At 72.0% G+C, this 26,636-nt stretch carries 26 protein-coding genes; 14 read left to right on the forward strand and 12 right to left on the reverse strand.

Features of this window, described 5'->3' with window-relative positions; all coding sequences use genetic code 11:
* Positions 1-146: 146 nt before the first annotated feature.
* The gene (locus C3492_RS41880) at positions 147-1,055 is read right to left on the reverse strand and encodes an NADP-dependent oxidoreductase (protein WP_103817824.1); all 909 of its coding nucleotides are present in this window, start codon (positions 1,053-1,055) and stop codon (positions 147-149) included.
* A gap of 134 nt (positions 1,056-1,189) precedes the next feature.
* On the opposite strand from C3492_RS41880, the gene C3492_RS41885 reads away from it, so the two are divergent.
* From C3492_RS41885 to C3492_RS45030, 4 genes are all read left to right on the forward strand, one after another.
* On the forward strand, positions 1,190-1,594 hold the full coding sequence (locus C3492_RS41885) for a helix-turn-helix domain-containing protein (protein ID WP_103817825.1): 405 nt from the start codon (positions 1,190-1,192) through the stop codon (positions 1,592-1,594).
* A 288-nt stretch (positions 1,595-1,882) separates the two neighbouring features.
* Positions 1,883-2,221, forward strand: a complete 339-nt coding sequence (locus C3492_RS41890; RefSeq protein ID WP_103817826.1) for a YnfA family protein — start codon at positions 1,883-1,885, stop codon at positions 2,219-2,221.
* A 62-nt stretch (positions 2,222-2,283) separates the two neighbouring features.
* Positions 2,284-3,060, forward strand: a complete 777-nt coding sequence (locus C3492_RS41895) for an SDR family NAD(P)-dependent oxidoreductase (protein ID WP_103817827.1) — start codon at positions 2,284-2,286, stop codon at positions 3,058-3,060.
* Entirely contained in the window at positions 3,057-3,218 is a 162-nt protein-coding gene (locus C3492_RS45030; protein WP_165951898.1) for a hypothetical protein, read from the forward strand. The genes C3492_RS41895 and C3492_RS45030 overlap by 4 nt, the downstream gene beginning before the upstream one ends.
* A 78-nt stretch (positions 3,219-3,296) precedes the next feature.
* On the opposite strand, the gene C3492_RS41900 is transcribed toward C3492_RS45030, so the two are convergent.
* Positions 3,297-4,142, reverse strand: coding sequence for an SDR family oxidoreductase (locus C3492_RS41900; RefSeq protein ID WP_103817828.1), 846 nt, complete (start codon positions 4,140-4,142; stop codon positions 3,297-3,299).
* Between the two features lie 93 nt (positions 4,143-4,235).
* Here C3492_RS41900 and C3492_RS41905 point away from each other — a divergent pair, with 93 nt between their 5' ends.
* A complete protein-coding gene (locus C3492_RS41905; protein ID WP_103817829.1) occupies positions 4,236-4,829 on the forward strand; it encodes a TetR/AcrR family transcriptional regulator in 594 nt (197 codons plus the stop codon).
* An 86-nt stretch (positions 4,830-4,915) separates the two neighbouring features.
* Here the strand turns inward: C3492_RS41905 and C3492_RS41910 are convergent, their stop codons facing one another.
* Positions 4,916-6,109 carry an RtcB family protein gene (locus C3492_RS41910; protein WP_103817830.1) on the reverse strand — a complete coding sequence of 398 codons (1,194 nt, stop codon included), beginning with the start codon at positions 6,107-6,109 and terminating at the stop codon, positions 4,916-4,918.
* Positions 6,110-6,323: 214 nt separating this feature from the next.
* Here C3492_RS41910 and C3492_RS41915 point away from each other — a divergent pair, with 214 nt between their 5' ends.
* From C3492_RS41915 to C3492_RS41925, 3 genes are all read left to right on the forward strand, one after another.
* A complete protein-coding gene (locus C3492_RS41915) occupies positions 6,324-7,202 on the forward strand; it encodes a hypothetical protein (protein ID WP_103817831.1) in 879 nt (292 codons plus the stop codon).
* 126 nt (positions 7,203-7,328) lie between these two features.
* Positions 7,329-8,231: a DUF3558 family protein gene (locus C3492_RS41920; RefSeq protein ID WP_258056217.1), complete on the forward strand. Its 903-nt coding sequence runs from the start codon at positions 7,329-7,331 to the stop codon at positions 8,229-8,231.
* Between the two features lie 113 nt (positions 8,232-8,344).
* Positions 8,345-9,616, forward strand: a complete 1,272-nt coding sequence (locus C3492_RS41925) for a DUF2637 domain-containing protein (RefSeq protein WP_103817832.1) — start codon at positions 8,345-8,347, stop codon at positions 9,614-9,616.
* A 51-nt stretch (positions 9,617-9,667) separates the two neighbouring features.
* Here the strand turns inward: C3492_RS41925 and lysS are convergent, their stop codons facing one another.
* A complete protein-coding gene (gene lysS, locus C3492_RS41930) occupies positions 9,668-11,410 on the reverse strand; it encodes a lysine--tRNA ligase (RefSeq protein ID WP_103817833.1) in 1,743 nt (580 codons plus the stop codon).
* Between the two features lie 128 nt (positions 11,411-11,538).
* Here lysS and argS point away from each other — a divergent pair, with 128 nt between their 5' ends.
* Positions 11,539-13,305 (forward strand): arginine--tRNA ligase, encoded by a 1,767-nt coding sequence (gene argS / locus C3492_RS41935; protein ID WP_103817834.1) that lies wholly within the window; start codon positions 11,539-11,541, stop codon positions 13,303-13,305.
* Positions 13,306-13,336: 31 nt separating this feature from the next.
* On the opposite strand, the gene C3492_RS41940 is transcribed toward argS, so the two are convergent.
* Positions 13,337-14,305 carry a YafY family protein gene (locus tag C3492_RS41940; RefSeq protein ID WP_103817835.1) on the reverse strand — a complete coding sequence of 323 codons (969 nt, stop codon included), beginning with the start codon at positions 14,303-14,305 and terminating at the stop codon, positions 13,337-13,339.
* Positions 14,306-14,378: 73 nt separating this feature from the next.
* Between C3492_RS41940 and C3492_RS41945 the strand changes: the two genes are divergently transcribed.
* Together C3492_RS41945 and C3492_RS41950 are read left to right on the forward strand one after the other, a co-directional pair.
* Entirely contained in the window at positions 14,379-14,768 is a 390-nt protein-coding gene (locus tag C3492_RS41945; protein ID WP_103817836.1) for a VOC family protein, read from the forward strand.
* 81 nt (positions 14,769-14,849) lie between these two features.
* Positions 14,850-15,674, forward strand: a complete 825-nt coding sequence (locus C3492_RS41950; protein WP_103817837.1) for a DUF4253 domain-containing protein — start codon at positions 14,850-14,852, stop codon at positions 15,672-15,674.
* A gap of 10 nt (positions 15,675-15,684) precedes the next feature.
* Here C3492_RS41950 and C3492_RS41955 read toward each other — a convergent pair whose 3' ends face one another.
* The gene (locus C3492_RS41955) at positions 15,685-17,178 is read right to left on the reverse strand and encodes a helix-turn-helix domain-containing protein (RefSeq protein ID WP_103817838.1); all 1,494 of its coding nucleotides are present in this window, start codon (positions 17,176-17,178) and stop codon (positions 15,685-15,687) included.
* 202 nt (positions 17,179-17,380) lie between these two features.
* Here C3492_RS41955 and C3492_RS41960 point away from each other — a divergent pair, with 202 nt between their 5' ends.
* Positions 17,381-18,127 (forward strand): DUF4232 domain-containing protein, encoded by a 747-nt coding sequence (locus tag C3492_RS41960; RefSeq protein WP_103817839.1) that lies wholly within the window; start codon positions 17,381-17,383, stop codon positions 18,125-18,127.
* Here C3492_RS41960 and hemB read toward each other — a convergent pair.
* Positions 18,117-19,127 carry a porphobilinogen synthase gene (gene hemB / locus C3492_RS41965; protein WP_103817840.1) on the reverse strand — a complete coding sequence of 337 codons (1,011 nt, stop codon included), beginning with the start codon at positions 19,125-19,127 and terminating at the stop codon, positions 18,117-18,119. The two genes, C3492_RS41960 and hemB, sit on opposite strands and share 11 nt — an antisense overlap.
* A gap of 107 nt (positions 19,128-19,234) precedes the next feature.
* The gene (locus C3492_RS41970) at positions 19,235-19,813 is read right to left on the reverse strand and encodes a TetR family transcriptional regulator (protein WP_103817841.1); all 579 of its coding nucleotides are present in this window, start codon (positions 19,811-19,813) and stop codon (positions 19,235-19,237) included.
* A gap of 108 nt (positions 19,814-19,921) precedes the next feature.
* Between C3492_RS41970 and C3492_RS41975 the strand changes: the two genes are divergently transcribed.
* Positions 19,922-20,353, forward strand: coding sequence for a nuclear transport factor 2 family protein (locus tag C3492_RS41975; RefSeq protein WP_103817842.1), 432 nt, complete (start codon positions 19,922-19,924; stop codon positions 20,351-20,353).
* Positions 20,350-21,249, forward strand: a complete 900-nt coding sequence (locus tag C3492_RS41980) for an NAD(P)H-binding protein (RefSeq protein WP_103817843.1) — start codon at positions 20,350-20,352, stop codon at positions 21,247-21,249. Before C3492_RS41975 ends, C3492_RS41980 begins: the two co-directional genes overlap by 4 nt.
* A gap of 35 nt (positions 21,250-21,284) precedes the next feature.
* Here the strand turns inward: C3492_RS41980 and C3492_RS41985 are convergent, their stop codons facing one another.
* The 4 genes from C3492_RS41985 to C3492_RS42000 are packed head-to-tail and all read right to left on the reverse strand — an operon-like array spanning position 21,285 to position 26,408.
* Entirely contained in the window at positions 21,285-22,988 is a 1,704-nt protein-coding gene (locus C3492_RS41985) for a bifunctional uroporphyrinogen-III C-methyltransferase/uroporphyrinogen-III synthase (protein ID WP_103817844.1), read from the reverse strand.
* Positions 22,985-23,944, reverse strand: coding sequence for a hydroxymethylbilane synthase (gene hemC, locus C3492_RS41990; protein ID WP_103817845.1), 960 nt, complete (start codon positions 23,942-23,944; stop codon positions 22,985-22,987). Before hemC ends, C3492_RS41985 begins: the two co-directional genes overlap by 4 nt.
* Positions 23,941-25,635, reverse strand: a complete 1,695-nt coding sequence (locus C3492_RS41995; RefSeq protein WP_103817846.1) for a glutamyl-tRNA reductase — start codon at positions 25,633-25,635, stop codon at positions 23,941-23,943. The genes hemC and C3492_RS41995 overlap by 4 nt, the downstream gene beginning before the upstream one ends.
* On the reverse strand, positions 25,632-26,408 hold the full coding sequence (locus tag C3492_RS42000) for a redox-sensing transcriptional repressor Rex (RefSeq protein WP_103817847.1): 777 nt from the start codon (positions 26,406-26,408) through the stop codon (positions 25,632-25,634). Before C3492_RS42000 ends, C3492_RS41995 begins: the two co-directional genes overlap by 4 nt.
* Between the last annotated feature and the right edge of the window lie 228 nt (positions 26,409-26,636).

Here is a 26,636-nt window from a genome sequence, read left to right on the forward strand (position 1 = left end):
GCCGACCGTGAAGATCCCGAACTGCATGGTCGCTCACCCTCCAGGTTGTTGACCGTTCAACTATACCCCTCCAACGGCCACCCCGCCCCGGGTATTCCAGCCCCCTCCCACCCCCCTCCCAGCCCTCTCCCACCCCCTCCCGACCCTTACGGCACCAGCACCACCCGCCCCCGCACCCCACCCTCCGCGAGCCGGGCATGCGCCTTGGCCGCGTCCTCCAGGGCGAAGGTCCCGGCCACCCGCAGGGTCAGCACCCCTTCGTCCACCAGCCGGACCAGCTCCGCGAGCCGGGCCCCGTCCGCGGTCACCGCCACGGCCCCCGTCCGCACCCCGCGCACCGACGCGGGGTATGCCCCGGGCCGGACTCCGATGTACGCGCCGCCGTCCCGCACCCACTCCAGCGCCGGCTCCCCGAGCACCGCCGCGTCCAGCACCGCGTCCACGCTCCCCGGCTCGACCTCCGGGACCCCGTCGGCCCGCCCGGCCGTGAAGTGCTCGGCCCCCAGCGACCGCACCAGTTCCTCGTCGCCCGCCCGGGCGTGCCCGGTCACCTCGATCCCCCGGTGCGCGGCGAGCTGCACGGCGAACCCGCCGACCGCCCCCGCCGCCCCGGTCACCAGCAGTGACGCACCCGGCGCGAGGTCCAGCAGATCCAGCGCCTGGACGGCGGTCAGCCCGTTCAGCGGCAAGGTCCCCGCGTGCACGGCGTCCACCGTGGCCGGCGCCTTCGCCAGCGCGTCCGTGTCCACGACGACGTACTCGGCGTGCGCGCCCAGCGGGTCGGACACCCCCGGCACCAGCGCCACCACCGGGTCGCCCACCTGCCAGGCGGCGGCCACCCCGACCGCGTCCACCGTCCCGGCCGCGTCCCAGCCGAGCCCGAGCGTCTTGCCGGCTCCGCCGAAGAACCCTGCGCGCACCCCGGCGTCCACGGGATTCAGCGCGCCCGCGGCCACCTTGATCCGCACCTGCCCGGCCCCCGGCTCCGGCGCCGGAACCTCGACGATCTCCACCGCGTCCGGACCGCCGAACGCCCTCACCACAGCAGCACGCATGACAACTCTCCTCAAGCACAGGGCAGTTGATGGATTCCGCGGCACATTTCCGGCCGCACGACCCACCGTAGGAGAGCTACTATCCAGAGGTAAGTAGTTACCTGAGAGTGCGTAGCCGACCCGGAGGAGAGCCCATGGCGACCATGACCGCCGCCCAGCGCCGCGAACAGGCCCGCGCCGACTACGACGCCTTCTTGCGCAACTGCCCCACCAACCAGCTCCTCGGACGGCTCAGCGACAAGTGGGTCAGCCTCGTCGTCGCCGCCCTCTCCCCCGGCCCCCTGCGCTACAGCGACCTCGGCCGCAAGATCGCCGGCGTCAGCCCCAAGATGCTCACCCAGACCCTGCGCACGCTGGAGCGGGACGGCATCATCAGCCGCACGGTCACCCCGTCCGTCCCGGTCCGCGTCGACTACGCGCTCACCCCGCTCGGCACCGGCCTCGCCGGCCTGCTCACCGCCGTGAAGACCTGGGCCGAGACCCACTTCGACGAGGTCCGCGAGGCCCGCGAACGCTACGACGCCGAGAACCCCGCCTGAGCGGACGGAGACACCGACGCGGAAGACGTCACCGGCACCGACGGCATCAGGGGGTCGGAAGGCATACGGGTCCCCGGTCGCCGGCACCAGCACCGCCGCCCGGTCGGTCGTCCGACCGGTCCTGGTCCGTCACACCCACGCTCCACGCGGTGTCGACCTCCACATACGGCGGTGCGCGGCCGGGAGTACGGCGGTGCGGTCCTGAGCGAGGAGGGATGTGGGCATGCGGATGCGGGCGTGACACGTCCTCCCCCGGGTGACGCGGGAACGGCGTGCGAAGCTGCCCCCATGCCGATCCTCCGCTCCGCCGCCCTGTTCGTCGTCGCCGCACTGTTCGAGATCGGCGGCGCCTGGCTGGTCTGGCAGGGCGTGCGGGAACACCGGGGCTGGCTGTGGATCACCGGAGGCGTCCTCGCCCTCGGCGCATACGGCTTCGTCGCCACCTTCCAGCCGGACGCCCACTTCGGCCGCATCCTCGCCGCCTACGGCGGGATCTTCGTGGCCGGCTCGATCCTGTGGGGCGTCGTCGCGGACGGCTACCGCCCCGACCGCTGGGACATCACCGGCGCGCTGATCTGCCTCGCCGGGATGGCCGTCATCATGTGGGCGCCGCGGAACGGCGGCTGAGGCTCACTTACGCTGGACGGAACCGCTCGACCGACCGCCCAGCCGCAGCCCCAGGAGCAGCCATGGCCACCGCCGCACCGTCCGCCGCCTCCCGCATCGCCGTCGTCACCGGCGCGAGCAGCGGCATCGGCGCCGCCACGGCCCGGCAGCTCGCCGCGGCCGGCTACCGCGTCGTCCTCACCGCCCGCCGCAAGGATCGCATCGAGGCCCTGGCCGAGGAACTGACCAAGGCCGGCCACTCCGCCGTGGCGTACCAGCTGGACGTCACCGACCGCACCGCCGTGGACGAGTTCGCCTCCGCCTTCCAGACGATCGGCGTCCTGGTCAACAACGCGGGCGGCGCCCTCGGCGCGGACCCCGTCGCCACCGGCGACCCGGCGGACTGGCGCACGATGTACGAGACGAACGTCATCGGCACCCTGAACCTCACCCAGGCGCTGCTGCCGAAGCTCGTCGCGAGCGGCGACGGCGTCGTCGTGGTCGTCTCCTCCACCGCCGGCCACGGCACCTACGAGGGCGGCGCCGGCTACGTGGCCGCCAAGCACGGCGCCCACGTCCTCGCCGAGACCCTCCGCCTGGAGATCGTCGGCCAGCCGGTCCGGGTGATCGAGATCGCCCCCGGCATGGTCAAGACCGACGAGTTCGCGCTCACCCGCTTCGGCGGGGACACGGAGAGGGCCGAGAAGGTGTACGAGGGCGTCGCCGAGCCCCTCACCGCGGACGACGTGGCCGAGACGATCACCTGGGCGGTCACCCGCCCCAGCCACGTCAACGTCGACCTCCTGATCCTGCGCCCGCGCGCCCAGGCGTCCAACACGAAGGTGCACCGGGAACGGTGACGGACGAGAACTCCCCGACGGAGGACACCTTCGAAAAGCGGCGGCTGGCCCAGGAGACGAAGAACGAGCGCCAGGTCTGGTACTTCCTGGCCTACTTCCTCTTCGGCATCCACTTCATCGCGTTCATCATGATCTACGCGGTACGGCACGCGAAGTAGCGCACGGGCCCATGCGCCGGTCCTGCAGGCCGGGCCCGTGCGCCGGTCCTGCACGCAGGCCCCGCGCGCCGGACCCGCCTAGGCGAACGCCGGCAGGTTCCGCGCGACCCACGCGGCGAAGGGCGCGGCCGGACGCCCCAGGACCGCCTCCACGTCCCCGCTCACCCCGCGCTCGGCCGGCAGCGGTGCGCCGAGGACGTCCAGGGTGCCGGCGACGACCTGCTCCGGCATGAACCGCGCCATCCCCGCGTGCGCCGCCTCACGGGACAGCTCGACGAAGGTCACCTTCTCGCCGAGGGCCGCGGCGATGACCTCGGCCTGCTCGCGCGGACTGATGGGCTCGGGCCCGGTCAGCTCGTACACCCGGCCGGCGTGCCCGTCCTCGCGCAGTGCGGCGGCGGCCACGGCGGCGATGTCCGCCGGGTCGACCACGGGCAGCGCGACATCGCCGAAGGGGGCGAGGACGGTGCGCTCGGCGCGGACCGAATCGGCCCAGGCGAAGGCGTTGGAGGCGAATCCGCCGGGGCGCAGGATGGTGAACTCCCGCCCGGACGCGCGTACCGCGGCCTCGAAGGCGCGCAGCCGGGCGTGCGAGGGCGCGTCGGGCCGGGTGGCGCTGACCTGGGAGGACACCAGCACGATCCGGCCGACCCCGGCGTCCGCGACGGCATCGAGCAGGGCGTCGGGACTCTCCCCGCGGAAGTTCAGCTCGCCCCCCAGGACGAGGAACACGGCGCGGGCACCGTCGAGGGCGGCCCGCATGCTCGCCGCGTCCCCGACCCCGCCTTGGACCCACCGCACCCCGGCCACCGACGGCGCGGCGTCCGGCCGCCGGGACACGGCGACGACCTCCTCACCGGCCCCCGCCAGCAGCTCCACCAGCACACGTCCGACGTTCCCGGTCGCACCGGTCACAGCGATCATCACGAGCCCCCATCTGAGTTAGCCAACTGACTAACTCAGAACCTAGCAGGCCCCCACCCCCGGCTGTCTATAGTCAGTCAGGTGACAAACTCAGTGGATCGGCGGGCGCAGGCGTCACAGAAACGCCGACGACTCACGGCAGCGGCCGCCCGGGTCCTGCACGAGCAGGGCGTCGAACGCACCACCCTCGCCGACATCGCCCGCGAGGCCGACGTCCCGGTCGGGAACGTCTACTACTACTTCAAGACCAAGGACGAACTGGTCCAGGCCGCCCTCGCGGAACACCGGGCCCACCTGGACGAACTCACCGCCGGACTCGATCGGTTGCCCACCCCGCGCGACCGCCTCAAGGCCCTGGTCGAAGCATGGACCGCCCAGCGCGAGACCGCCGCCCGCCACGGCTGCCCCACCGGCACCCTCGCCGTCGAACTGGACAAACGCGCGGACGGCACGCTGGACGCGGAAGCCGGCGCGGTGATCCGCCACCTCCTGGACTGGACCGCCGGCCAGTTCCGCACCTGGGGCATCCCCGACCCCGAGGACCACGCCCTCACCCTCATCGCGGCCTACCAGGGCATGTCCCTCCTGACCAACGCCCTGCGCGACCCCGGCATCATGACGCGAGAGGGAACCCGCCTGCTGCGCTGGCTGGACGCACTGGAGCCGGGGAACGGGCGGGACGCGTAACCCACACGGGCGAACCTCATCGATCACCTCTCCCACCAGTCTCGGGACCAGATGAAGAGGCCCCCGGCGCCGGGGGCCTCTTCACGTCAACCCTTCACACAGATGAACTGCTTCAGCTTCGCCACGACTTCGACGAGGTCGCGCTGCTGCTCCATCACCTGGTCGATGTTCTTGTAAGCACCCGGAATCTCGTCCAGCACGCCCGAGTCCTTGCGGCACTCCACGCCTCGGGTCTGCTCCTCCAGGTCCTTGGTCGTGAAGCGACGCTTGGCCGCATTGCGGCTCATGCGCCGACCGGCCCCGTGCGAAGCCGAGTTGAAGGCCTTCTCGTTCCCGAGCCCCTTCACGATGTACGAACTGGTGCCCATCGAACCGGGAATGATCCCGAACTCACCCGAGCCGGCCCGGATCGCTCCCTTACGGGTCACGAGCAGGTCCATGCCGTCGTACCGCTCCTCGGCCACGTAGTTGTGGTGGCAGGAGATCTCCGGCTCGAAGGTCGGCTTCGCCTTCTTGAACTCCTTGCGGATCACGTCCTTCAGGAGCGCCATCATGAGCATGCGGTTGTACTTGGCGTACTCCTGCGCCCAGAACAGGTCATGTCGGTAGGCCGCCATCTGCGGGGTGTCCGCGATGAAGACGGCGAGGTCACGGTCGACCAGGCCCTGGTTGTGCGGGAGCTTCTGGGCCTCGCCGATGTGATGCTCGGCGAGTTCCTTGCCGATGTTGCGCGACCCTGAGTGGAGCGTGAGCCAGACCGAATCCGACTGATCAAGGCAAACTTCGAGGTAGTGGTTCCCGGATCCGAGCGTCCCCATCTGCTTTTCCGCTCGATCGTGACGGAATTTGACCGCTTCCGCGACCCCGTCGAACCGCCCCCAGAAGTCGTCCCACCCGGCAGTGGCCACCCCGTGGAACCGCCCGGGATCGACGGGACTGTCATGCATCCCCCGCCCCACCGGAATCACCTGCTCGATCCGCGACCGCAGCCGCGACAGATCCCCGGGGAGGTCGTTCGCCGTCAGGGACGTCTTCACCGCCGACATCCCGCAGCCGATGTCCACCCCGACCGCCGCCGGGCACACCGCGCCCCGCATCGCGATGACCGAGCCGACCGTGGCGCCCTTGCCGTAGTGCACGTCCGGCATCACGGCCAGGCCCTCGATCCACGGCAGGGTCGCCACGTTCTGGAGCTGGCGCAGGGCCACGTCCTCGACCGTCGCCGGGTCCGTCCACATCCGGATCGGGACCTTGGCGCCCGGTATCTCCACGTACGACATACGTTCCTCATTCCCCCGGAAATGACAACAAAAGGATTGAAAGCGGAAAAACGCAAAAGCGGCGCCAAGGTCGATGAAAAGGGACAAGGGACCGGCGTCCACGGCAGTGCGTGCGATACACATTGTCTCCAGGGGGCGCCCCGCCGCGGCAAGCGATTAACCAGCGGGGACACTGGAGCACCAGCGAGCGCACACCGTCGAGAGGAGCCCGACCGTGCAGCGGAAGGCGTATGTAACCGGCACCGCCGCCCTCCTCGCGGCGTTGCTGGCCGGCTGCACGAGCGGCTCCGGAGACAAGGGGCCGGCGGACAACGCCAACCCGGGCGACGCCGGCTCGGCCACGGCCGTCGCCCAGCCCGGCAGGTACCGCACGCTCCCCGAGCCCTGCGGGGCGGTCGGCCACGACACCCTGGACGCGCTGCTGCCCGGTATCCAGCAGATCACGGATCCGGCGCAGCGGGACAAGGCGTACCAGGGCGAGGCCGCGCTCACCTACGACACCGAGCGCAAGGTCGGCTGTCGCTGGAAGGTCGAGTCGGCCGATGCCACGGACCGCCTGTCCGTCGACTTCGAGCGCGTGGTGTCGTACGACAACACGGTGAGCGACGACGACCAGGCGCGGAAGTTGTTCCTGGAGAAGGAGACGGCTGCCGATCTCCCGGCACCGGCGACTTCCTCGGCGCCGCCGCCGTCGTCCCCGACGCCCACCGCGTCGTCGTCGGCGTCCTCGTCCTCGTCGGCGAAGGGCTCCTCGGGTGGTGCGGCCTCTCCGGGCGCGACGAAGCCCTCTTCCGGCAACTCCCCTGGTTCCTCCGGGTCCTCCGACGCGTCCTCCGGTGCCACGCCCGCCGATCTCCAGCCGCGCGCGCTCACCGATCTCGGTGACGAGGCGTACCTGGACGACCGGCTCAGTACGTCCGGTTCGACGGCGGAACAGCGGACGGTGACTGTGGTGTTCCGCACGTCCAACGTCGTCGTCACCATCCAGTACGAGGAGCAGCCGATGGCCATGGGGACGGTCCCGGACAGCAAGGAAATGCAGGACAGGGCCCGTAATCTGGCTTCTGGTCTGGACGATGCGCTGGGCGGTTGACGGCCTCAGCGGTCCCCTTGGGCTCTGCCGGCGAAGCGGGCGAACGGAAACCGCACAGGTCCTTCACCGCGTACCGTGGCCCCGCAGGAACCCGCACGAACACCGAGCGTCATGAGTGAAGGAACCATGCAGCGAGCAGCCCAGCGAGACGACCGTGCCCAGCGACACCAGCGAGCCAAGCGCCTTCGCCGCGTTCTTGTCTGCGCGGCAGCCGTTCCCGCGGTTCTGATCACCGCGGCGTGTTCCTCGGATTCCGGTGACTCCAAGGGCAAGTCCGGTGCGGAGAGCAGCCCGCAGTCGGCGGGCGGCAGCAGTTCGCAGCCCTCGGCGAGCGCGTCCCCGACCGTGCAGGCGGCGGCGTACGCGAAGCTTCCGGACGCGTGCGCGGTGCTGTCGAAGAAGACGCTGACCGATCTGGTCCCGGAGAGCGGGAAGTCCGGCAAGAAGGGCAGCTCGGACGAGCCGTCGTCGCGTGCCTCCTGCTCGTGGAACAGCCTGGACAACAACGGCGTCAAGGGCTCCCAGTTCCGCTGGCTGAACGTCTCGCTGCTCCGCTTCGACTCGGATGTCACGCGCGGTTCGGGTGACGAGCAGGCGCACACGTACTACGCCCGGCAGGTGAAGGACGCGCAGTCGGTGGACGGCGCGAAGAACACCAAGGCGATACCGCTGTCCGGGACGGGCGCGGAGGCGACGGCGGTGCGGTACGACCTGAAGAAGAAGGAAGGTCTGTTCAAGCAGCAGACGGTCGTCGCCCGGGTGGAGAACGTCGTGGTGACGGTGGACTACAACGGTGCCGGTCTGGCGGGTGAGAAGACGCCGGACGCCGACGATCTGACGAAGGCCGCGGAGAAGGCGGTGAAGGAGGTCGTGGCGTCTGTGTCGTCGGCCAACGGAGCGGGTGGTGCGGCGAGTTCGCCGGCGTCCCCGTCGAAGTCGGCGTCGCCTTCGGGAGCTCCTTCGAAGTCCCCCTCCAAGTCGGCCTCTGCCGGCGCGTCTGCGTCCAAGTCGGCCGCGAAGGACAGCTGACCGGAGGGCTGTGGCGGCTGACGGAGGGCCGTGGCGGCTGACCGGCACCACGTTCGCCGTACACGTGTGCCACTCTGTTGCGCGCAAGGACACGCAATGGGAGGGGAGTACGAGTGGCCGCGCCACTGCAGCTGACTCGGATGCACCGCGTGCTCATCGGCGTGGTCGTGACCGGTGCGTTGATCATCGCCGGCATCGGCTTCGCCGGTTCGTACGCGGCCGTCCGTGAGCTGGCCATCAAGAAGGGCTTCGGGAACTTCTCGTATGTGTTCCCGGTGGGCATCGACGCGGGCATCTGTGTCCTCCTGGCCCTGGACCTGCTGCTGACCTGGATCCGCATCCCCTTCCCGTTGCTGCGCCAGACGGCGTGGCTGCTGACGGCGGCGACGATCGCGTTCAACGGCGCCGCCGCCTGGCCGGATCCGCTGGGTGTCGGGATGCACGCGGTGATCCCGGTGCTGTTCGTCGTGGCGGTCGAGGCGGCCCGGCACGCGATCGGCCGGATCGCCGACATCACGGCCGACAAGCACATGGAGGGGGTGCGGCTCACCCGCTGGCTCCTCTCCCCGGTGCCCACGTTCCTGCTGTGGCGGCGGATGAAGCTGTGGGAGCTGCGTTCCTACGACCAGGTCATCAAGCTGGAGCAGGAACGCCTCGTCTATCAGGCCCGTCTGCGGTCCCGTTTCGGCCGTGCCTGGCGTCGGAAGGCTCCGGTGGAGTCCCTGATGCCGCTGCGGCTGGCGCGGTACGGCGTCCCGTTGGCGGAGACGGCTCCTGCGGGGCTGGCGGCGGCGGGCATCGAACCGGTCCTGTTGCCCCCGGCCCCCCAGCCGGAGTTGGAGGCGGCGGCACACGGCGTGGTCGCGGGCGGTCGTCCCGCCGGGGCGGTGCCGGTCCCGCGGCAGGCGGCGGCTGCGAGCGAGCAGCGTCCCGAGGAGCCGCCGGTGGACGAGCAGAGCCCTTGGTTCCAGACTCCCCGGGAGGTCGAGTACCACGGCGGTTACGACCCCACGTACGATCCGATGCTCCAGGAGCCCCAGTACGCCCCCGAGGAGCAGTACGAGGACTGGTACGAGGATCAGCCGCCGGAGCAGTTCCAGCAGCCGTCTCCCGAGGAGACCGGCAGTTTTCCGATTCCGGTGGGTCCCAATCGCACCCGTGAGCTGGGTGAGGGTGGCGGTACTCCGGAGCTGGAGCCGACGGAGGAGGATTTCTACCAGGTCTTCCGTAAGTCGATCGACGGTAGTTACCCCACGGGCGCACAGCTTCGGGAGGACGTCGAGGCGACGTACGGTGTGTCGCTCGCCCCGCGTGAGGCCGAGCGCCTGGTCAGGAGCTTCGCTGACCGTCACTCGCGGGAACTTCAGGAAGAGCACATCGCGTGACGGCATGAAGAAGGGGCCCTCCGTCGGCGGAGGGCCCCTTCTTCATGCCGCTTACTCGCCGAGCAGGCGCCGCACCCGGTCCTGCCCCACGGCCAGCAGCAGGGTGGGCAGTCGGGGCCCGGTGTCGCGGCCGACGAGCAGGTGGTAGAGGAGGGCGAAGAAGGTCCGCTGAGCGGTCTTGATCTCGGCGGGCAGTTCCTTGGGGGTGGCGTCGGCGGGGAACCCGGCCTGCACCTTGGGCACGCCGTAGACGAGGTGGGTCAGCCCGTCGAGGGACCAGTGGTCGGCGAGTCCGTCGAGCAGCAGGCGTACGGAGTGCTGGCCGGCCTCGTCGAGGGACTTCAGCAGGTCGGTGTCGGGTTCGTCGCGCACGATGGTCCGCTGGTCGGCGGGCACGTGCGTGTTGATCCATGCCTCGGCCCTGTCGTACCGGGGTCGTACCTCGTCGAGGGAGGTCAGCGGCTGCTCCGGGTCGAGCTCGGAGAGGATGCGCAGGGCCTGGTCCTCGTGTCCGGCGGTGATGTCGGCGACGGACGCGAGCGTGCGGTAGGGCAGCGGTCGCGGCGTCTTCGGCAGTTCACCGGCGGCGGTGCCGACGGCGCGGGTGTAGGCGGCCACGTCGCCGGGCAGGGCGGAGCCTTCGGTGACCTTGGCGGCGAGCTTGTCCCACTCGTCGTAGAGCCGCTGGATCTCCTGGTCGAAGGCGATCTTGAAGGACTGGTTGGGCCGGCGGCGGGCGTACAGCCAGCGCAGGAGCTGCGGTTCCATGATCTTCAGCGCGTCGGCCGGGGTCGGGACCCCGCCCCGCGAGGAGGACATCTTCGCCATGCCGGAGATGCCGACGAAGGCGTACATGGGACCGATGGGCTGCTTGCCGCCGAAGATGCCGACGATCTGGCCGCCGACCTGGAAGCTGGATCCCGGCGAGGAGTGGTCGACTCCGCTGGGCTCGAAGATCACGCCCTCGTAGGCCCAGCGCATCGGCCAGTCGACCTTCCAGACCAGCTTGCCGCGATTGAACTCGCTGAGCCGGACGGTCTCGGTGAAGCCGCAGGCGGTGCAGGTGTACGACAGCTCGGTGGTGTCGTCGTCGTAGGAGGTGACCGTGGTCAGGTCCTTGCCGCAGTTGCCGCAGTACGGCTTGTACGGGAAGTACCCGGCGGAACCGGAGCTGCCGTCGTCCTCGGACGCGGCGCCGGAGCCCTCCTCGGCCTCCAGCTCGGCCGCGTCCACCGGCTTCTGCTGCTGCTTCTTGGGGGTCTTCTTCGTGCGGTACTGGTCGAGGATCGCGTCGATCTCGTTCCGGTGCTTCATGGCGTGCAGGATCTGCTCGCGGTAGGCGCCGGAGGTGTACTGCTCGGTCTGGCTGATCCCGTCGAACTCGACGCCGAGCTGGGCCAGCGACTCGATCATCGCGGCCTTGAAGTGCTCGGCCCAGTTCGGGTACGGCGAGCCCTTGGGTGCCGGGACGGAGGTCAGCGGCTTGCCGATGTGCTCGGCCCAGGCCTCCTCGTCGACGCCGTCGATGCCCTTCGGCACCTTGCGGTAGCGGTCGTAGTCGTCCCAGGAGATCAGGTGCCGGACCTGGTGGCCGCGGCGGCGGATCTCGTCGGCGACGAGGTGCGGGGTCATGACCTCGCGGAGGTTGCCGAGGTGGATCGGACCGGAGGGGGAGAGTCCGGACGCGACGACGACCGGTTTGCCCGGGGCCCGGCGCTCCGACTCCTCGATGACCTCATCCGCGAAACGGGAGACCCAGTCGGTGGTCTCGGTGCTCTGAGCCACGATCGGCACGTCCTTCTTTCTGAACGGGGTGACACTCCATTCTCACAGACCGGATCGCGCCCGGGAAAACGGCTTTACCCCCCGTGGGATACTGGCTGGGTCTATCCATCCCCACGAGGAGAACGGCACCCATTCCTATGGCCTCGGTCACGTCCCTCAGCGACAGCGTCCAGCAGCACCTCGCGTCCGCCCTCTCGGCCACCCTGCCGGAGGCCGCCGGCGCGGACCCGCTGCTGCGACGAAGCGACCGGGCCGACTTCCAGGCCAACGGCATCCTGGCCCTGGCCAAGAAGGCGAAGGCGAACCCGCGGGAGCTGGCGGCCCAGGTCGTCTCCCGGGTGGTGACGGGTGACGTGATCAGGGACGTCGAGGTGTCCGGCCCCGGCTTCCTGAACATCACGATCGCGGACGAGGCGATCACGGAGAACCTGGCCGCGCGGTACGCGGACGAGACGGGCCGCCTCGGCGTGCCGCTCGCCGAGCACCCGGGTACGACGGTGATCGACTACGCCCAGCCGAACGTGGCGAAGGAGATGCACGTCGGTCACCTGCGGTCCGCGGTGATCGGCGACTCGGTCGTCCAGCTGCTGGAGTTCACCGGCGAGAACGTGGTCCGCCGGCACCACATCGGCGACTGGGGCACCCAGTTCGGCATGCTCATCCAGTACCTGGACGAGCACCCGCACGAGCTGGACCACAAGGACGCCCAGGTCACCGGCGAGGAGGCGATGTCGAACCTCGACCGCCTCTACAAGGCCGCGCGGAAGAAGTTCGACTCCGACGAGGAGTTCAAGACGCGGGCCCGGCGCCGGGTCGTCGACCTCCAGGCCGGGGACGAGCACACGCTCGCCATGTGGCAGAAGTTCGTGGACGAGTCGAAGATCTACTTCTTCTCCGTCTTCGAGAAGCTGGACATGGAGATCCGGGACGCGGACATCGTCGGCGAGTCCGGTTACAACGACATGCTGGCCGAGACCTGCCGCCTGCTGGAGGAGTCGGGCGTCGCGGTCCGCTCCGAGGGCGCCCTGTGCGTCTTCTTCGACGACATCAAGGGCCCGGACGGCAACCCGGTCCCGCTGATCGTGCAGAAGTCGGACGGCGGCTACGGCTACGCGGCCACCGACCTCTCGGCGATCCGCGACCGCGTCTTCAACCTGAAGGCGAACACCCTGCTGTACGTGGTGGACGCCCGGCAGGCCCTGCACTTCCGGATGGTCTTCGAGACCGCCCGCCGGGCCGGCTGGCTGAACGACGACGTGACGGCGGTGCAGCTCGCCTTCGGCACGGTCCTCGGCAAGGACGGCAAGCCGTTCAAGACGCGTGAGGGCGAGACGGTCCGCCTGGTCGACCTCCTCGACGAGGCGATCGACCGCGCCTCGGCCGTGGTCCGGGAGAAGGCGCAGGACCTGTCCGAGGAGGAGATCGCCGAGCGGGGCGCCCAGGTGGGCATCGGCGCGGTGAAGTACGCGGACCTGTCCACGTCGGCGAACCGGGACTACAAGTTCGACCTGGACCAGATGGTCTCGCTGAACGGCGACACGTCCGTCTACCTCCAGTACGCGTACGCCCGTATCCAGTCGATCCTGCGCAAGGCCGGCGAGGTCCGCCCGGCGGCCCACCCCGAGCTGGACCTGCACGAGGCGGAGCGCGCCCTCGGCCTGCACCTGGACTCCTTCGCGGAGACGGTGCGGGAGGCGGCGGCGGAGTACGCCCCGCACAAGCTGGCGGCGTACCTGTACCAGGTGGCGTCGCTGTACACGTCGTTCTACGACAAGTGCCCGGTGATCAAGCCCGCACCGCCGAAGGACATCGCCGAGAACCGCCTCTTCCTGTGCGACGTCACGGCCCGCACCCTGCACCAGGGCATGGCCCTGCTGGGCATCCGCACGCCCGAGAAGCTCTGACCGAACGCGGTACGAAGCCGGCGGCCCGTCCTCACTCCGGGGGCGGGCCGTCGGCCGTCTGCGCTTCCAGGAGTTCCCGCGCCCGGCGGACGAAGGCCTCCCGTACGGCGTCCGGGGCGAGGACGCGCAAGGGGGTGGCGAGGCCCAGCAGGTAGCGGGCGAGGCCGTCCGGGTCCGGACCGCCGATGTCGACGACGGTGGTGTCCGGGCCGTCGGCGCGGTGGGTGCCGACGGTGGGGGGTACGACCCGCAGCGCGTCCGCCAGGGGCAGTGGCAGCCGGATGGTGGCCGACATCGGGTAGGGGCCGTTGGCGGTGTTGCGGGAGACGAGCTGGGCGGGGTCCGGGGGGTCGGTGATCTCCACGGGCCGGCCGGTGGGCTGGAGCCGTTCGACCCGGTCGGCCCGGAAGGTGCGCCAGCCCCGGGCCACGTCCCGGGCGACGAAGTACCAGCGCCGGCCGGTGTGGACGAGCCGGTAGGGGTCGATGTCCCGGACCGTGTGCCGGTCCTGTCCGTCGCGGTACGTCAGCCGCGCCCGCTCACCGCGCCGGCAGGCGGCGGCCAGCTCCAGCAGCATGCCGGGCCGGATGCGTGGCTCTTCGGGCCAGGGAAGCCGGACGAGGGCGTCGTCCCACTCCGCCAGCCGGTCGGCGATCCGGGGCGGCAGCACCTGCCGCAGCTTCAGCAGGGCGGACAGGGCCGCCTGGTCGCCGCCCAGCGCGCCGCCGAGCGCCGCCTCCCGCAGCCCCACGGCCACGGCCAGGGCCTCCTCGTCGTCCAGGATGAGCGGCGGCACGCGCGAGCCCGCCCGGAGCCGGTAACCGCCCCAGGGGCCGGCGTCGGAGTCGACGGTGTACCCGAGTTCCCGGAGCCTGGCGATGTCCCGCCGGACCGTGCGGTCGGTGACGGCCATGCGTCCGGCCAGCTCGGCACAGGTCCAGGAGGGCCGGGCGGCGAGCAGCGCGAGCAGGCGGAGCAGACGGGCGGAGGCGCTGAGCACGGGCGGAAGTTTTGCACACGGGCCCGCACAACCAGGACCGTACCTGTCCGGGTTGTGTCCTACGGTCGCCCCCATGAGCACTGACACCGCTTCCGCACCCGTCTTCCGCTACGCCGCCGTCACCTTCGACTGCGCCGACCCGGTGGAACTGTCGCGTTTCTACGGCGAGATGTTCGGCCTCCCGGTCGCCTACACCTCCGACGACTTCGTCTTCCTGGGCGGCAAGGACGGCGCGCCGGGCCTGGGCTTCAACCGCCTGGCCGACTACCGCCGCCCCACCTGGCCGGACCCGGCCCAGGAGAAGCAGGCCCACATCGAGGTGGGCGTGGACGACCTGAACGCGGCCGAGGAGCGGCTGCTGAAGCTGGGCGCGACCAAGCCGGAGGCCCAGCCGCAGCCGGACCGCTGGCGGGTCCTGCTGGACCCGGCGGGGCACCCGTTCTGCATCACGACCCTGGTCTGACACCGGGCCGTACGGCCGGCCCGCCACCGACGTGTGCGCTGCTCAACGGCGTTGTCAGTGGCGGGCTTTACAGTCACCGGTATGGCGACTCTTCCCAACCCGCTGCCCAAGCTGGCCACCGACCCCAGTGGGCGTTCCCTCGGCCTCCGACTGCCTCCCGGCAGGCTGGTGGACGAGACGGACGACGGCCCCTGGCACGAGCCCCTGCTGTGGCACGCGCAGAAGCCTTCCTCGCCCGGCACCTGGAAGGCGCTGGGGGTGCCGGCGTCCCGTGCCGGGCTGCTGCCGGTGCTGGTGGACCTGGCCGGTTGCCGGGCCGGGGTGGAGGACTGGGTGCTGTTGCCGGGCGAGGCGTCGTACCCGGGGGACCACGAGGCCGGGGAGGTGCTGTCGGAGTACTGGGCGGAGGAGACCGACGGGGATGCCGGCGACGAGATCGAGCCGTTCGGCACGCAGTGGCCGGGGCTCGCGTCCGGCGGGCTCCTGGCCGCCGATCCGGAGAGCCGGGCCGCGCAGGTCGCCGACGAGCTGCACCAGGACCTGAGCCGGTGGGCCGAGTGGGTGGAGGAGCCGCACCTGGCGCTCGTGCCGGCGCGCCGGTCCGCCGACATACCGGCGGCGATCGGCTGGACCGGCGCCCTGGAGCACGACGGCGACGTGGCCCGGTTCTGCGCGGTGCTGCGGTCGTGGGAGGACCGCTTCGGGGTCCGGGTGGTGGCGCTCGGGCCGGACGCCCTGGTGGTGTCCGTGGCGGCGCCGCCCACCGCCCTCGACGACGCCGAGGTGCTGGCCGCCGAGCACTACGCCCTGTGCCCGAACGCCGTGGTGCAGAGCGGCCCGGGGAGCGTGGGGGCGTACGCGGAGGAGCTGGTCGGCGCCACGAGCTGGTCCTTCTGGTGGGAGTGAGCCGGAGGCTTCAGTTCGCCTCCGACGCGGGTCGCCATTTCTCGCCGCCGAGGGGGAAGGCGTACGCGGGCCGGCCGTTGTTGCCGCTGGTGCGGAACGGCCGGCCCGCGTCGTCGATCACCAGCGTGCCGTGCCGGTCCCCGCTGGACCAGGACAGCTCCAGGTACCAGCTGACGTCGTAGGCGGACGCGTCCGCGGTGACGTGGAAGACCTCGGGGTCGGACCGGCTGACCTTGAAGGGGAAGTTCCGGTTCCCGGCCTCCGGTAGGGGTGCGGGGCGCAGCGCGTCCAGGGCGACGGTGAAGGAGCGGGTCGGCACATCGCCGCCGCAGCCGACGCCGGGGTAGCCCATGGCGTAGTCGTTCCAGGCGAGCGGGGACCGCTTGCCCGCCATGCGCACGGACAGCTTCTCCAGGACGACGGTCTCCCCGCCGGTGCCCTGCACGGTGAAGGTGACGAACTGCTCCCCGGCCGAGACCGCCTGGTGCACGTCCACCCAGGCGGGCGCGTCCTGTTCCAGCGGCGGCGGGGCGACGGCGGTGGGCGGCCGGTCGATCAGGTAGTGCTGGGAGCAGGGGCTCTGCCAGCTGAAGGGGTGCGTGGTGACCGTGAGGGGCGGGCCGGCCGTCGTCCGTTCGGTCGTGGCGGCGGCCGGGCCGTCCGCCGGGGTTCCGCCGTGGGCGGCGGGGGCCTTGGGTGAGGGGGAGGCCGAGCGGGAGGGCGAGCGGGTGGCGGACCGGTGCGGCACCGGGCTCCCGGCCGTCGGCACCGGCGACGCGCTGTCCCCGGCGGCGGCCTCCCAGGTGGCCGCGGTGTTCCTGCCGTCCCGGCCGTCCCGCTGTGCGTCACCGGAGTGCCCGGAGGGCAGGTTCAGCGCGACCGCCACGGTGCCGAGCAGTGCGGTGACCGTCAGGGCGGCGAGGAGGGCGACGGGGCGACGGCCGCGACGCCGGGGAGCGCCCGGCGCGGCCTCTGACACCGGCCGGGGTCGTTCAGCCGCCGACACCGGCTCAGGTCCGGCCTTCGGCACCGGCACGGATTCGGCCGCCGACACCGACTCGGGTCCGGCTACCGGCACCGACTCAGGTTCAGCCACCGGCCCCGGCACGGCTTCGGCCGCCGACACCGACTCAGGTTTGGCCGCCGGCACCGGCTCAGGTTTGGGCACCGGCCCCGGCACGGCTTCGGCCGCCGACACCGGCTCAGGTTCGGCCGCCGACACCGGCTCAGGTTCCGTCACCGCCGGCGGTGACGGCTCCTTCCGCCCCCGCCACGCGTCCGCCAGCACCCACCGACGGTGCAGTTCCACGAGTTCCTCGGGCGTGGCCCTGCACAGCCGGGCGAGCCGCTCCACGGGCGCGTAGTCCGCCGGTACGGCGTCCCCGTTGCAGTACCGGTGGAGCGTCGACGTACTCATGTGCAGCCGCTTGGCGAGCGTGCCGTAGCTGTGCCCGGAGCGGTTCTTCAACTCCCGCAGCAGCTCGGCGAATCCGCTCTCGGACATGCCTTCCGACACCGTTCCTCCGTCCCCCCTCGTCCCACCCCGGCGTTCCAGGGAGGGGCTGTTCCCGCAGGTCAAAGCCGGTGCGGGCGTTCCAGCGTCCCGGATCCCCGGCCGTTGCTGGCCGCCGGGACGGGCCCGCCCACAGGCTGTGGTCATCCAAGCACGTCAACCGGCCCAGCCCGAAAGAGGACTTGCCATGCGAATGCGCCATATCCGTCTGCTCGCCGCCACCGGCACCGCCGTCGCCGCCCTCGCGCTCACGGCGTGCGGCAACGGGACGGGCACCGAGGACGAGGGCGCCGCCCGGCCGGCGACCCCGACGGCGTCGGCGGAGAAGACCGCGCCGGAGAAGGCCACGGGGAAGGCCGGGTCGGGCACGTCCCAGGCCGGCACCGGCGGCCGTACGGCGAACGGCACGCCCGTGGCCCGTACCCACGCACCCGACGCGCGGCCGAGCGCCTCCACCGCGCGCGGCACCCGGGGCGGCACCGGCACCGGCGGTTCCAGCGGCTCCGGCACCTCGGTGGTGCTGTGCAACGGCGCGAACACGACCGTCACCGCGCAGCCGGTCGCCCGGCCCCTCAACCACATGCTGATCACCGTGAAGAACACCGGCGGCAAGACGTGCGAGCTGCCGTACTACCCGGTGCTCCGCTTCGACCAGATGCAGTGGGTGCCGCAGGCGGACCGGGGCACCCAGCCGCAGGCCGTGGTGTCCCTGGCGCCCGGCGAGTCGGGGTACGCGGGTGTGCTGCTGGCGGCCGCCGACGGCAGCGGCGCCGGCGGGACGACGGCCCGGAAGCTGACGGTGGGCTTCCAGGGCCTCACCCCGAACAGCAGCGGCGATCCGTCCGCGACGCCGTCCCTGCCGGCCGAGGGCGTCTACTACGACAGCTCGCTGAAGGTGACGTACTGGCAGCAGGAGAGGGACGACGCCCTCAGCTGGTGAACGGGGACCGGCGCAGCTTCTGGGCCACCTCGGTGGCCCAGTAGGTGAGGATGTTGCGGGCCCCGGCCCGCTTGATGCCGGTCAGGGTCTCGAAGATCGCCCGGTCCCGTTCGATCCAGCCCTTCTCGGCGGCGGCCTCGATCATCGAGTACTCGCCGGAGATCTGGTAGGCGGCGACCGGCACGTCCACGGCGTCCGCGACCCGGGCGAGGATGTCGAGGTAGGGGCCGGCCGGCTTGACCATCACCATGTCGGCGCCCTCGGTGAGGTCGAGTTCCAGTTCCCGCAGGGCCTCGCGCCAGTTGGCCGGGTCCTGCTGGTAGGTCTTGCGGTCGCCCTGGAGCGAGGAGGCGACGGCCTCCCGGAAGGGGCCGTAGAAGGCCGAGGAGTACTTGGCGGTGTAGGCGAGGATCGCGACGTCCTCGCGGCCGATCTGGTCCAGCGCGTCACGGACGACGCCGATCTGGCCGTCCATCATCCCGCTGGGGCCGACGACATGGGCGCCGGCGTCGGCCTGCACCTGGGCCATCTCGGCGTACCGCTCCAGGGTGGCGTCGTTGTCGACGCGGCCCTCGGCGTCCAGGACCCCGCAGTGCCCGTGGTCGGTGAACTCGTCCAGGCACAGGTCGGACATGACGAGGAGGTCGTCGCCGACCTCGGCCCGGACGTCCCGGAGGGCGACCTGGAGGATCCCGTCCGGGTCGGTGCCGACGGTGCCCCGGGCGTCCTTCTTGTCCTCCTCCGGCACACCGAAGAGCATGATTGCGGAGATCCCGGCCTCCACGGCCTCCAGCGCGGCCTTCTTCAGGCTGTCCCGGGTGTGCTGCACGACGCCGGGCATCGCCGCGACCGGCACCGGCTCGCTGACGCCCTCGCGGATGAACGCCGGGAGGATGAGGTCGGCGGGGTGCAGCCGGGTCTCGGCGACCATGCGGCGCATGACGGGGGTGGTGCGCAACCGTCGGGGACGCGTACCGGGGAAGGATCCGTACTTCGTCATGCCCTCTACGCTACGCCCGCCGGGCCTGCGCCTTTGCCGACGCGGTGTCGGACGCGGCAGCCCCCGAACGGCCCCTCGGGCCCCCGGGGATCCGGGCGCCGCGCAGTTCAGACACCGAGGACCCGTGCGGTGAAGGCGGCGAGCCCCGCCCGTAGTTCCTCCCTGCTCTTCTCCCGGTCCCCGGCGAGGTGTTCGACCAGGTCGGCGCGGACGGCGGCGAGCAGGGCGTGCGCGGCGAAGTCGCCGTCGCCGAGGCCGGGCACCCGCGCCAGCACATCGCGCAGCAGGGTGTGCCACCGGTCGTAGTGGTCCATCCGGTAGGGGCTGTCGCCGGCGGTCGACTCCAGGGCCAGCGCCAGGTGCCGGTTGTCGAACTTGAAGGTCAGCAGGGCGTCCAGCAGGGCGGGGACGCGTTCGAGCGGAGGGGCGGCGGGGCCGAGCGGGGCCGGCCCCTCGGCCACGGCGCGCTCGACCGGTTCCAGCCGGGCCGCGTAGAGGGCGCGGATCAGGCCGGTGCGGTCACCGAACGCGCGGAACAGTGACGCCTTGCCGACTCCGGCGGCCGCCGCGACATCGGCCATCGTGACGTCCTCCGGGTGCGCGCAGCGCGCGAAGAGCTCGTCCGCGGCCGCGAGCAGCGCGGCGCGGTTGCGCACGGCGTCCTTGCGCGGCTTGCGCTCGGCCATGGGGTGTCTCCCGATTGCAATCCGGACCTTGGGTCCGTATTTTCGATTGAAGCGGACCCCGGGTCCGCATCGGCCATCCTACGAGACTGCCACGAGACGGAGACACCCATGCCCGCGACAACTCCCCTCGCCCCCGGCGAGCTCTTCCGCCACGGTCTGCGGCTGCTGCTGGACAAGAAGATCGACGACTGGGTCGCCCTGTGGGCCGAGGACGGCGTCATGGAGTTCCCGTTCGCGCCGGACGGCTGGCCCCGGCGACTGGAGGGCAGGGAGGCCGTCGCCGCCTACATGCGCGACTACCCGGACCACATCGACCTGCACGACTTCCCCGAGCTGCGCGTCCACGAGACCACCGAACCGGGGACCATCGTGGTGGAGATGCGCGGGGTGGGCCGCCTGGTGCGCACCGGCGCCCCCTTCGACATGACGTACATCGCGGTCGTCGAGGTCCGGGACGGCCGCATCACCGCCTACCGCGACTACTGGAACCCGCTCGCCCTCCAGGACCCCGCGGCCGACTTCCCGGGAAGCACCCGATGACGGCCGCGGCCGGCTCCGGCACCACGCTGGTCACGGGTGCCACCGGCACCACCGGCAGCCGTACCGCGGCCCGGCTGGTCGCGGGCGGGCACCGGGTGCGGGCGGCGTCCCGCCGTGCAAGCCCGGTCGCCGGCGCCGACGCGGTGCGCTTCGACTGGTACGACCCCACGAGCCACGACGCGGCCCTGACCGGCACCGACCGCGTCTACCTGGTCCCTCCCGTCGGCGACCCGGCTCCGGCCGCCGTCATGCTGCCCTTCCTGGAGCGGGCCCGCGCCCACGGGGTGCGCCGCGCCGTCCTGCTCGGTTCCTCGGCCATTCCCGCGGGCGGCCCGGCCGTGGGCGCCGTCCACGAGGCGCTGCCCGGCCTGTTCGCGCAGTGGGCGGTGCTGCGGCCCTCGTGGTTCATGCAGAACTTCACCGGTGACCACGCGCACGCCACCGGCATCCGCGAGGAGGGCGTCGTCCGGTCCGCGACCGGAACGGGCCGGGTCGGCTTCGTCGACGCCGACGACATCGCGGCGGTCGCCGCCGTCGCGCTGACCACCGACCCGCCGCCGAACACCGATCTGGTCCTGACCGGCCCGGAAACACTGTCCTACGACGACGTCGCGAGGATCTGCGCCGAGGTCACCGGCCGTCCGGTCGTCCACCGCGCGCTGACCGCCGAGCAGCTGCGGGACCACCTGACCCGGACGGCGGGCATCCCGGCCGAGTTCACGGCGATGCTGGCGGCCATGGACCGCGCCATCGCCGACGGAGCCGAGGACCGCGTCACCGACACCGTCCTGCGCCTCACGGGCCGCCCGCCGCGCACCTTCCGCGAGGTCGTACGACGAGAGGCGGGCGCACGCGGCGAGTCCGCCCGCACGCCCGCCTCCCGGCCGGCCGAGTAGGCCCGGGGCCCCGGGGGGCCGAGCCCCCTGGTGCCTCAGGTGGTCGAGCGCCGCCTGCGCGCCCCCGGCCGGCGCTCGCTCGGCCGGGTCACCGGGTCACCGGCCTCCAGCGCGGCGGCGCGCCGCTTCATGCCGAAGTCCGCCAGCGCCTCCGCCAGCTTGTGCACGGACGGCTCCGGGGCCATGACGTCGACCCGCAGCCCGTGCTCCTCGGCGGTCTTGGCCGTCGCCGGGCCGATGCAGGCGATCACCGTCACGTTGTGCGGCTTGCCCGCGATGCCCACCAGGTTCCGGACCGTGGACGAGGACGTGAACAGGACCGCGTCGAAGCCGCCGCCCTTGATCGCCTCCCGGGTCTCGGCCGGCGGCGGCGACGCGCGCACGGTCCGGTAGGCCGTGACGTCGTCGACCTCCCAGCCCAGCTCGATCAGACCGGCGACCAGGGTCTCGGTCGCGATGTCGGCCCGGGGCAGGAAGACACGGTCGATCGGGTCGAACACCGGGTCGTAGGGGGGCCAGTCCTCCAGGAGACCGGCGGCCGACTGCTCGCCGCTCGGCACCAGGTCGGGCTTCACACCGAAGGCGACCAGCGCCTTGGCGGTCTGCTCACCCACCGCGGCCACCTTGATGCCCGCGAAGGCACGCGCGTCGAGGCCGTACTCCTCGAACTTCTCCCGGACCGCCTTCACCGCGTTGACGGAGGTGAACGCGATCCACTCGTAGCGGCCCGTCACCAGGCCCTTGACCGCCCGCTCCATCTGCTGCGGGGTGCGCGGGGGTTCCACCGCGATCGTCGGGACCTCGTGCGGCACCGCGCCGTAGGACCGCAGCTGGTCGGAGAGCGACGCCGCCTGCTCCTTGGTGCGCGGCACGAGCACCTTCCAGCCGAACAGCGGCTTGGACTCGAACCACGACAGCTCGTCGCGCCGGGCGGCGGCACTGCGCTCGCCGACCACGGCTATCACCGGCCGGCCGCCGTCCGGCGACGGCAGCACCTTCGCCTGCTTCAGCGTCTGCGCGATCGTGCCGAGCGTCGCCGTCCAGGTCCGCTGCCGCGTCGTCGTACCGGCGACCGTCACCGTCAGCGGGGTGTCCGGCTTGCGGCCCGCCGAGACCAGCTCGCCCGCCGCGGCGGCGACCGAGTCCAGGGTCGTCGAGACGACCACCGTGCCGTCCGACGCGCCCACCTCCGTCCAGCACCGTTCGGAGGCGGTCCGGGCGTCCACGAACCGGACGTCCGCGCCCTGCGCGTCCCGCAGCGGCACACCGGCGTACGCGGGCACGCCGACCGCCGCCGCGACACCGGGGACGACCTCGAAGGGCACCCCGGCGGCCGCGCACGCGAGCATTTCCTCCGCCGCGTACGTATCCAGTCCCGGGTCCCCGGACACCGCACGGACGACCCGCCTGCCGCCCCGCGCGGCCTCCATGACAAGATGAGCGGCATCCCGGGCAGCGGCCGGGACGGCGACGGGTGTTGACGTGCCGTCAACGACCGTCAGCTGGGGCGTGCCCGGCGGGGACACCGCGGCGGAGTCCGCGTCCGTCTGCACCACGGAGACGCCCTGCCGCGCGTGCGTCCGGATGACGTCGAGCACCTCGTGCTCGGCGACCAGGACGTCCGCGTTCGACAGCGCCTCCACGGCGCGCAGAGTCAGCAGTCCCGGATCCCCGGGTCCGGCACCGAGGAAGGTGACGTGCCCGTGTTCCGGACCGGCGGGAAGGGTGGTGGGGCTCAATGTGCTCGCTCCCCCATCAGACCGGCCGCGCCCTGGGCGAGCATCTCGGTGGCGAGTTCGCGACCGAGTGCCGTCGCCCGGTCGTGCGTCTGGGGCACGGGACCGGTGGTGGACAGCTGCACCATGCGGGTGCCGTCGGTCGTACCGACGACGCCCCGCAGGCGCATTTCCTTGACAATCTGCCCGTCGGCCAGAAGGTCGGCCAGCGCGCCCACAGGTGCGCTGCAACCGGCCTCCAGGGCGGCGAGCAGTGACCGCTCGGCGGTGACGGCGGCCCGGGTGAAGGGGTCGTCGAGCTCACCGAGCGCGGCGACGAGGTCCGCGTTGCCCGCGGCACACTCGATCGCCAGGGCCCCCTGGCCGGGGGCGGGCAAAACCGTGTCGACCGACAGGAAGTCGGTCACTTCGTCGATCCGGCCGATCCGGTTCAGTCCGGCGGCGGCCAGCACGACCGCGTCCAGCTCGCCGTCGCGGACGTATCCGATCCGCGTGTCGACGTTGCCGCGTATCGGGACCGTCTCGATGTCCAGGCCGTGGGTACGGGCGTACGCGTTGAGCTGCGCCATGCGGCGCGGCGAACCGGTGCCTATGCGCGCGCCCCGCGGCAGGTCCGCGAACTTCAGCGCGTCCCGGGCGACGACCACGTCCCGCGGGTCCTCGCGCACCGGTACGGCGGCCAGGACCAGCTCCTCGGGCTGCGTGGTCGGCAGGTCCTTGAGCGAATGAACCGCGAAGTCGACCTCGCCCCTCAGCAGCGCGTCGCGCAGCGCCGTGACGAACACGCCGGTGCCGCCGATCTGCGCGAGCGCCTCGCGGGAGACATCGCCGTACGTGGTGATCTCGACCAGCTCGACGGGCCGCCCCGTCACCTGGCGGACGGCCTCGGCCACCTGCCCGGACTGGGCCATGGCGAGCTTGCTCCGCCTGGTCCCCAGCCGCAACGCCTTCTCAGTCATGCCGGTCGGTCCTTCGTGTCTGTGCTGTCCCCGGCCCGGGAGACGGCGGCCACCGTCTCGGGGTCGAGGTCGAACAGGGTGCGCAGCGCGTCGGCGTACCCGGCGCCGCCGGGTTCCGCCGCGAGCTGCTTGACCCGTACGGTCGGCGCGTGCAGCAGCTTGTCGACGACCCGGTGCACGGCCTGGCGGATCTCGCCGCGCTGGCGTTCGTCCAGGTCGGGCAGGCGGCCGTCGAGGCGGGCGATCTCACTGGCGACGACGTCGGCGGCCATGGTGCGCAGCGCGACGACGGTGGGCGTGATGTGCGCCGCCCGCTGTGCCGCGCCGAAGGCCGCGACCTCGTCGGAGACGATACGCCGGACCTGGTCCACGTCGGCCGCCATCGGCGCGTCGGCGGACGCTTCCGCCAGCGACTCGATGTCGACCAGGCGGACGCCGGCCAGCCGGTGCACGGCCGCGTCGATGTCGCGGGGCATGGCCAGGTCGAGCAGGAAGAAAAAGGGCGCGGGCCGCTCGGCGACCGGCTCGGGCCTGCGCCGCTCGGGGATCCGGCCGACGGTGGCGGCGGTCGCGGCGAGCGCGGTGATCAGCTCGGCGTCCGCCTCGGGCGTCCGGCGCTCCCGGCGGTCGACGGTGCCTCCCGCGACCCAGGCCGCGTGCTGCTCCAGGGTGGCCGCGTCCATGCCGGCCACGGCGGCCTCGCCCATCAGGGAGAAGCCGGGCTGCACGGCGGCCAGGTCCAGCGGGCAGTTCTCGTCGGCGCCGATGCCGCTGGACCGCACGGGGGTCCCGGGCTGCGCGGCCTCCGGCTGCGCGGCCGTGGCACCGGTGTCGGCGACGGGAGCGCCGGTACGGCCCTCGACCGCGTGCGCGACCGCCTCCGCCGTGAGCACCAGGCCCGTCGCCCCGGTACAGGAGACGACGACGTCGGCACGTGTCAGCTCGGTGGCCACGGCGTCCATGCGCACGGCGCGGGCGGTCACCTCGTTCTCGTCGGACTCGGTGAGGATCTCGGCGAGCCGCTCGGCGCGCTCGAAGGTGCGGTTGGCGACGACGACCTCGGCGACCCCGGCGCGCGCGAGCGTCGCGGCGGCCAGCGACGACATCGACCCGGCGCCGATGATCAGCGCCTTCTTGCCCGCCGCCCAGTCGGTGACGGGCGTCCCGACGGCGAGCTGCTCCAGGCCGAAGGTGACCAGGGACTGGCCGGCGCGGTCGATGCCGGTCTCGGAGTGGGCGCGCTTGCCGACCCGCAGCGCCTGCTGGAACAGGTCGTTCAGCAGCTTGCCGGCGGTGTGGAGCTCCTGGGCACGGGCCAGCGAGTCCTTGATCTGGCCGAGGATCTGCCCCTCGCCGACGACCATCGAGTCGAGCCCGCAGGCCACCGAGAACAGGTGGTGGACGGCCCGGTCCTCGTAGTGCACGTAGAGGTACGGGGTGAGTTCCTCCAGGCCGACCCCGCTGTGCTGGGCGAGCAGCGTGGACAGCTCGGCGACACCGGCGTGGAACTTGTCCACGTCGGCGTACAGCTCGATGCGGTTGCAGGTGGCGAGCACCGCGGCCTCGCCGGCGGGTTCGGCGGCGACCGTGTCCTGGAGCAGCTTGATCTGGGCGTCCGCGCTCAACGCGGCCCGCTCCAGCACGCTGACCGGGGCGCTGCGGTGGCTCAGTCCGACGACGAGGAGGCTCATGCCGGCATCACGGCGGGGACGTCCCCGTCGGGCCCCTGGTCGGCGGAGTCGTCGGCGGCCGCGCCACGGGCAGCGGCGGTGGGCAGCGCGCCGTCGCCCGCGGCGGTCTCCTCGCCGGCCTTGCGCTGCTCGTGGAAGGCGAGGATCTGGAGTTCGATCGAGAGGTCGACCTTGCGCACGTCGACGCCGTCCGGGACGGACAGCACGGTCGGCGCGAAGTTCAGGATGGAGGTCACACCGGCGGCCACGAGCCGGTCGCAGACCTGCTGGGCGGCGCCGGCCGGGGTGGCGATCACACCGATGGACACGCCGTTGTCCTCGATGATCTTCTCAAGGTCGTCGGTGTGCTGGACGGGGATGCCCGCGACCGGCTTGCCGGCCATCGCCGGGTCGGCGTCGATCAGGGCCGCGACCCGGAAGCCGCGGGAGGCGAAACCACCGTAGTTGGCGAGGGCGGCGCCGAGGTTGCCGATACCGACGATCACAACCGGCCAGTCCTGGGTCAGGCCGAGTTCGCGGGAGATCTGGTAGACGAGATACTCCACGTCGTAGCCGACACCGCGCGTTCCGTAGGAGCCCAGGTACGAGAAGTCCTTGCGCAGCTTGGCGGAGTTGACCCCCGCCGCCGCGGCCAGCTCCTCGGAGGAGACCGTGGGGACCGAGCGCTCCGACAGCGCGGTCAGGGCTCGGAGGTACAGCGGAAGGCGGGCGACGGTGGCCTCGGGAATTCCTCGGCTACGGGTCGCCGGTCGGTGTGTTCGGCCAGTTGCCACGGTGCTCCTGCGGGTAGAGCGGGGCTGCAGGCGGTCATACGTCCCCAGACCGCCCCGTCGACAGCAGGCTATGTCTTTGTGAACGCGTGCACAAAGATGGTGTCCGATTTGCCCGGCAGAAGTGACCGGGGTCACGCGCCGTCTGCGCCCTCGCCGGGAACCGGCGCACACGCACCGGTGCTCCTTCGTTACTGGGGGCAAAACCGCACACACTCCTCACGAATCCCG

Origin of the sequence: Streptomyces sp. Ru62 (assembly GCF_002920615.1) — a bacterium.
GTDB lineage: Bacteria > Actinomycetota > Actinomycetes > Streptomycetales > Streptomycetaceae > Streptomyces.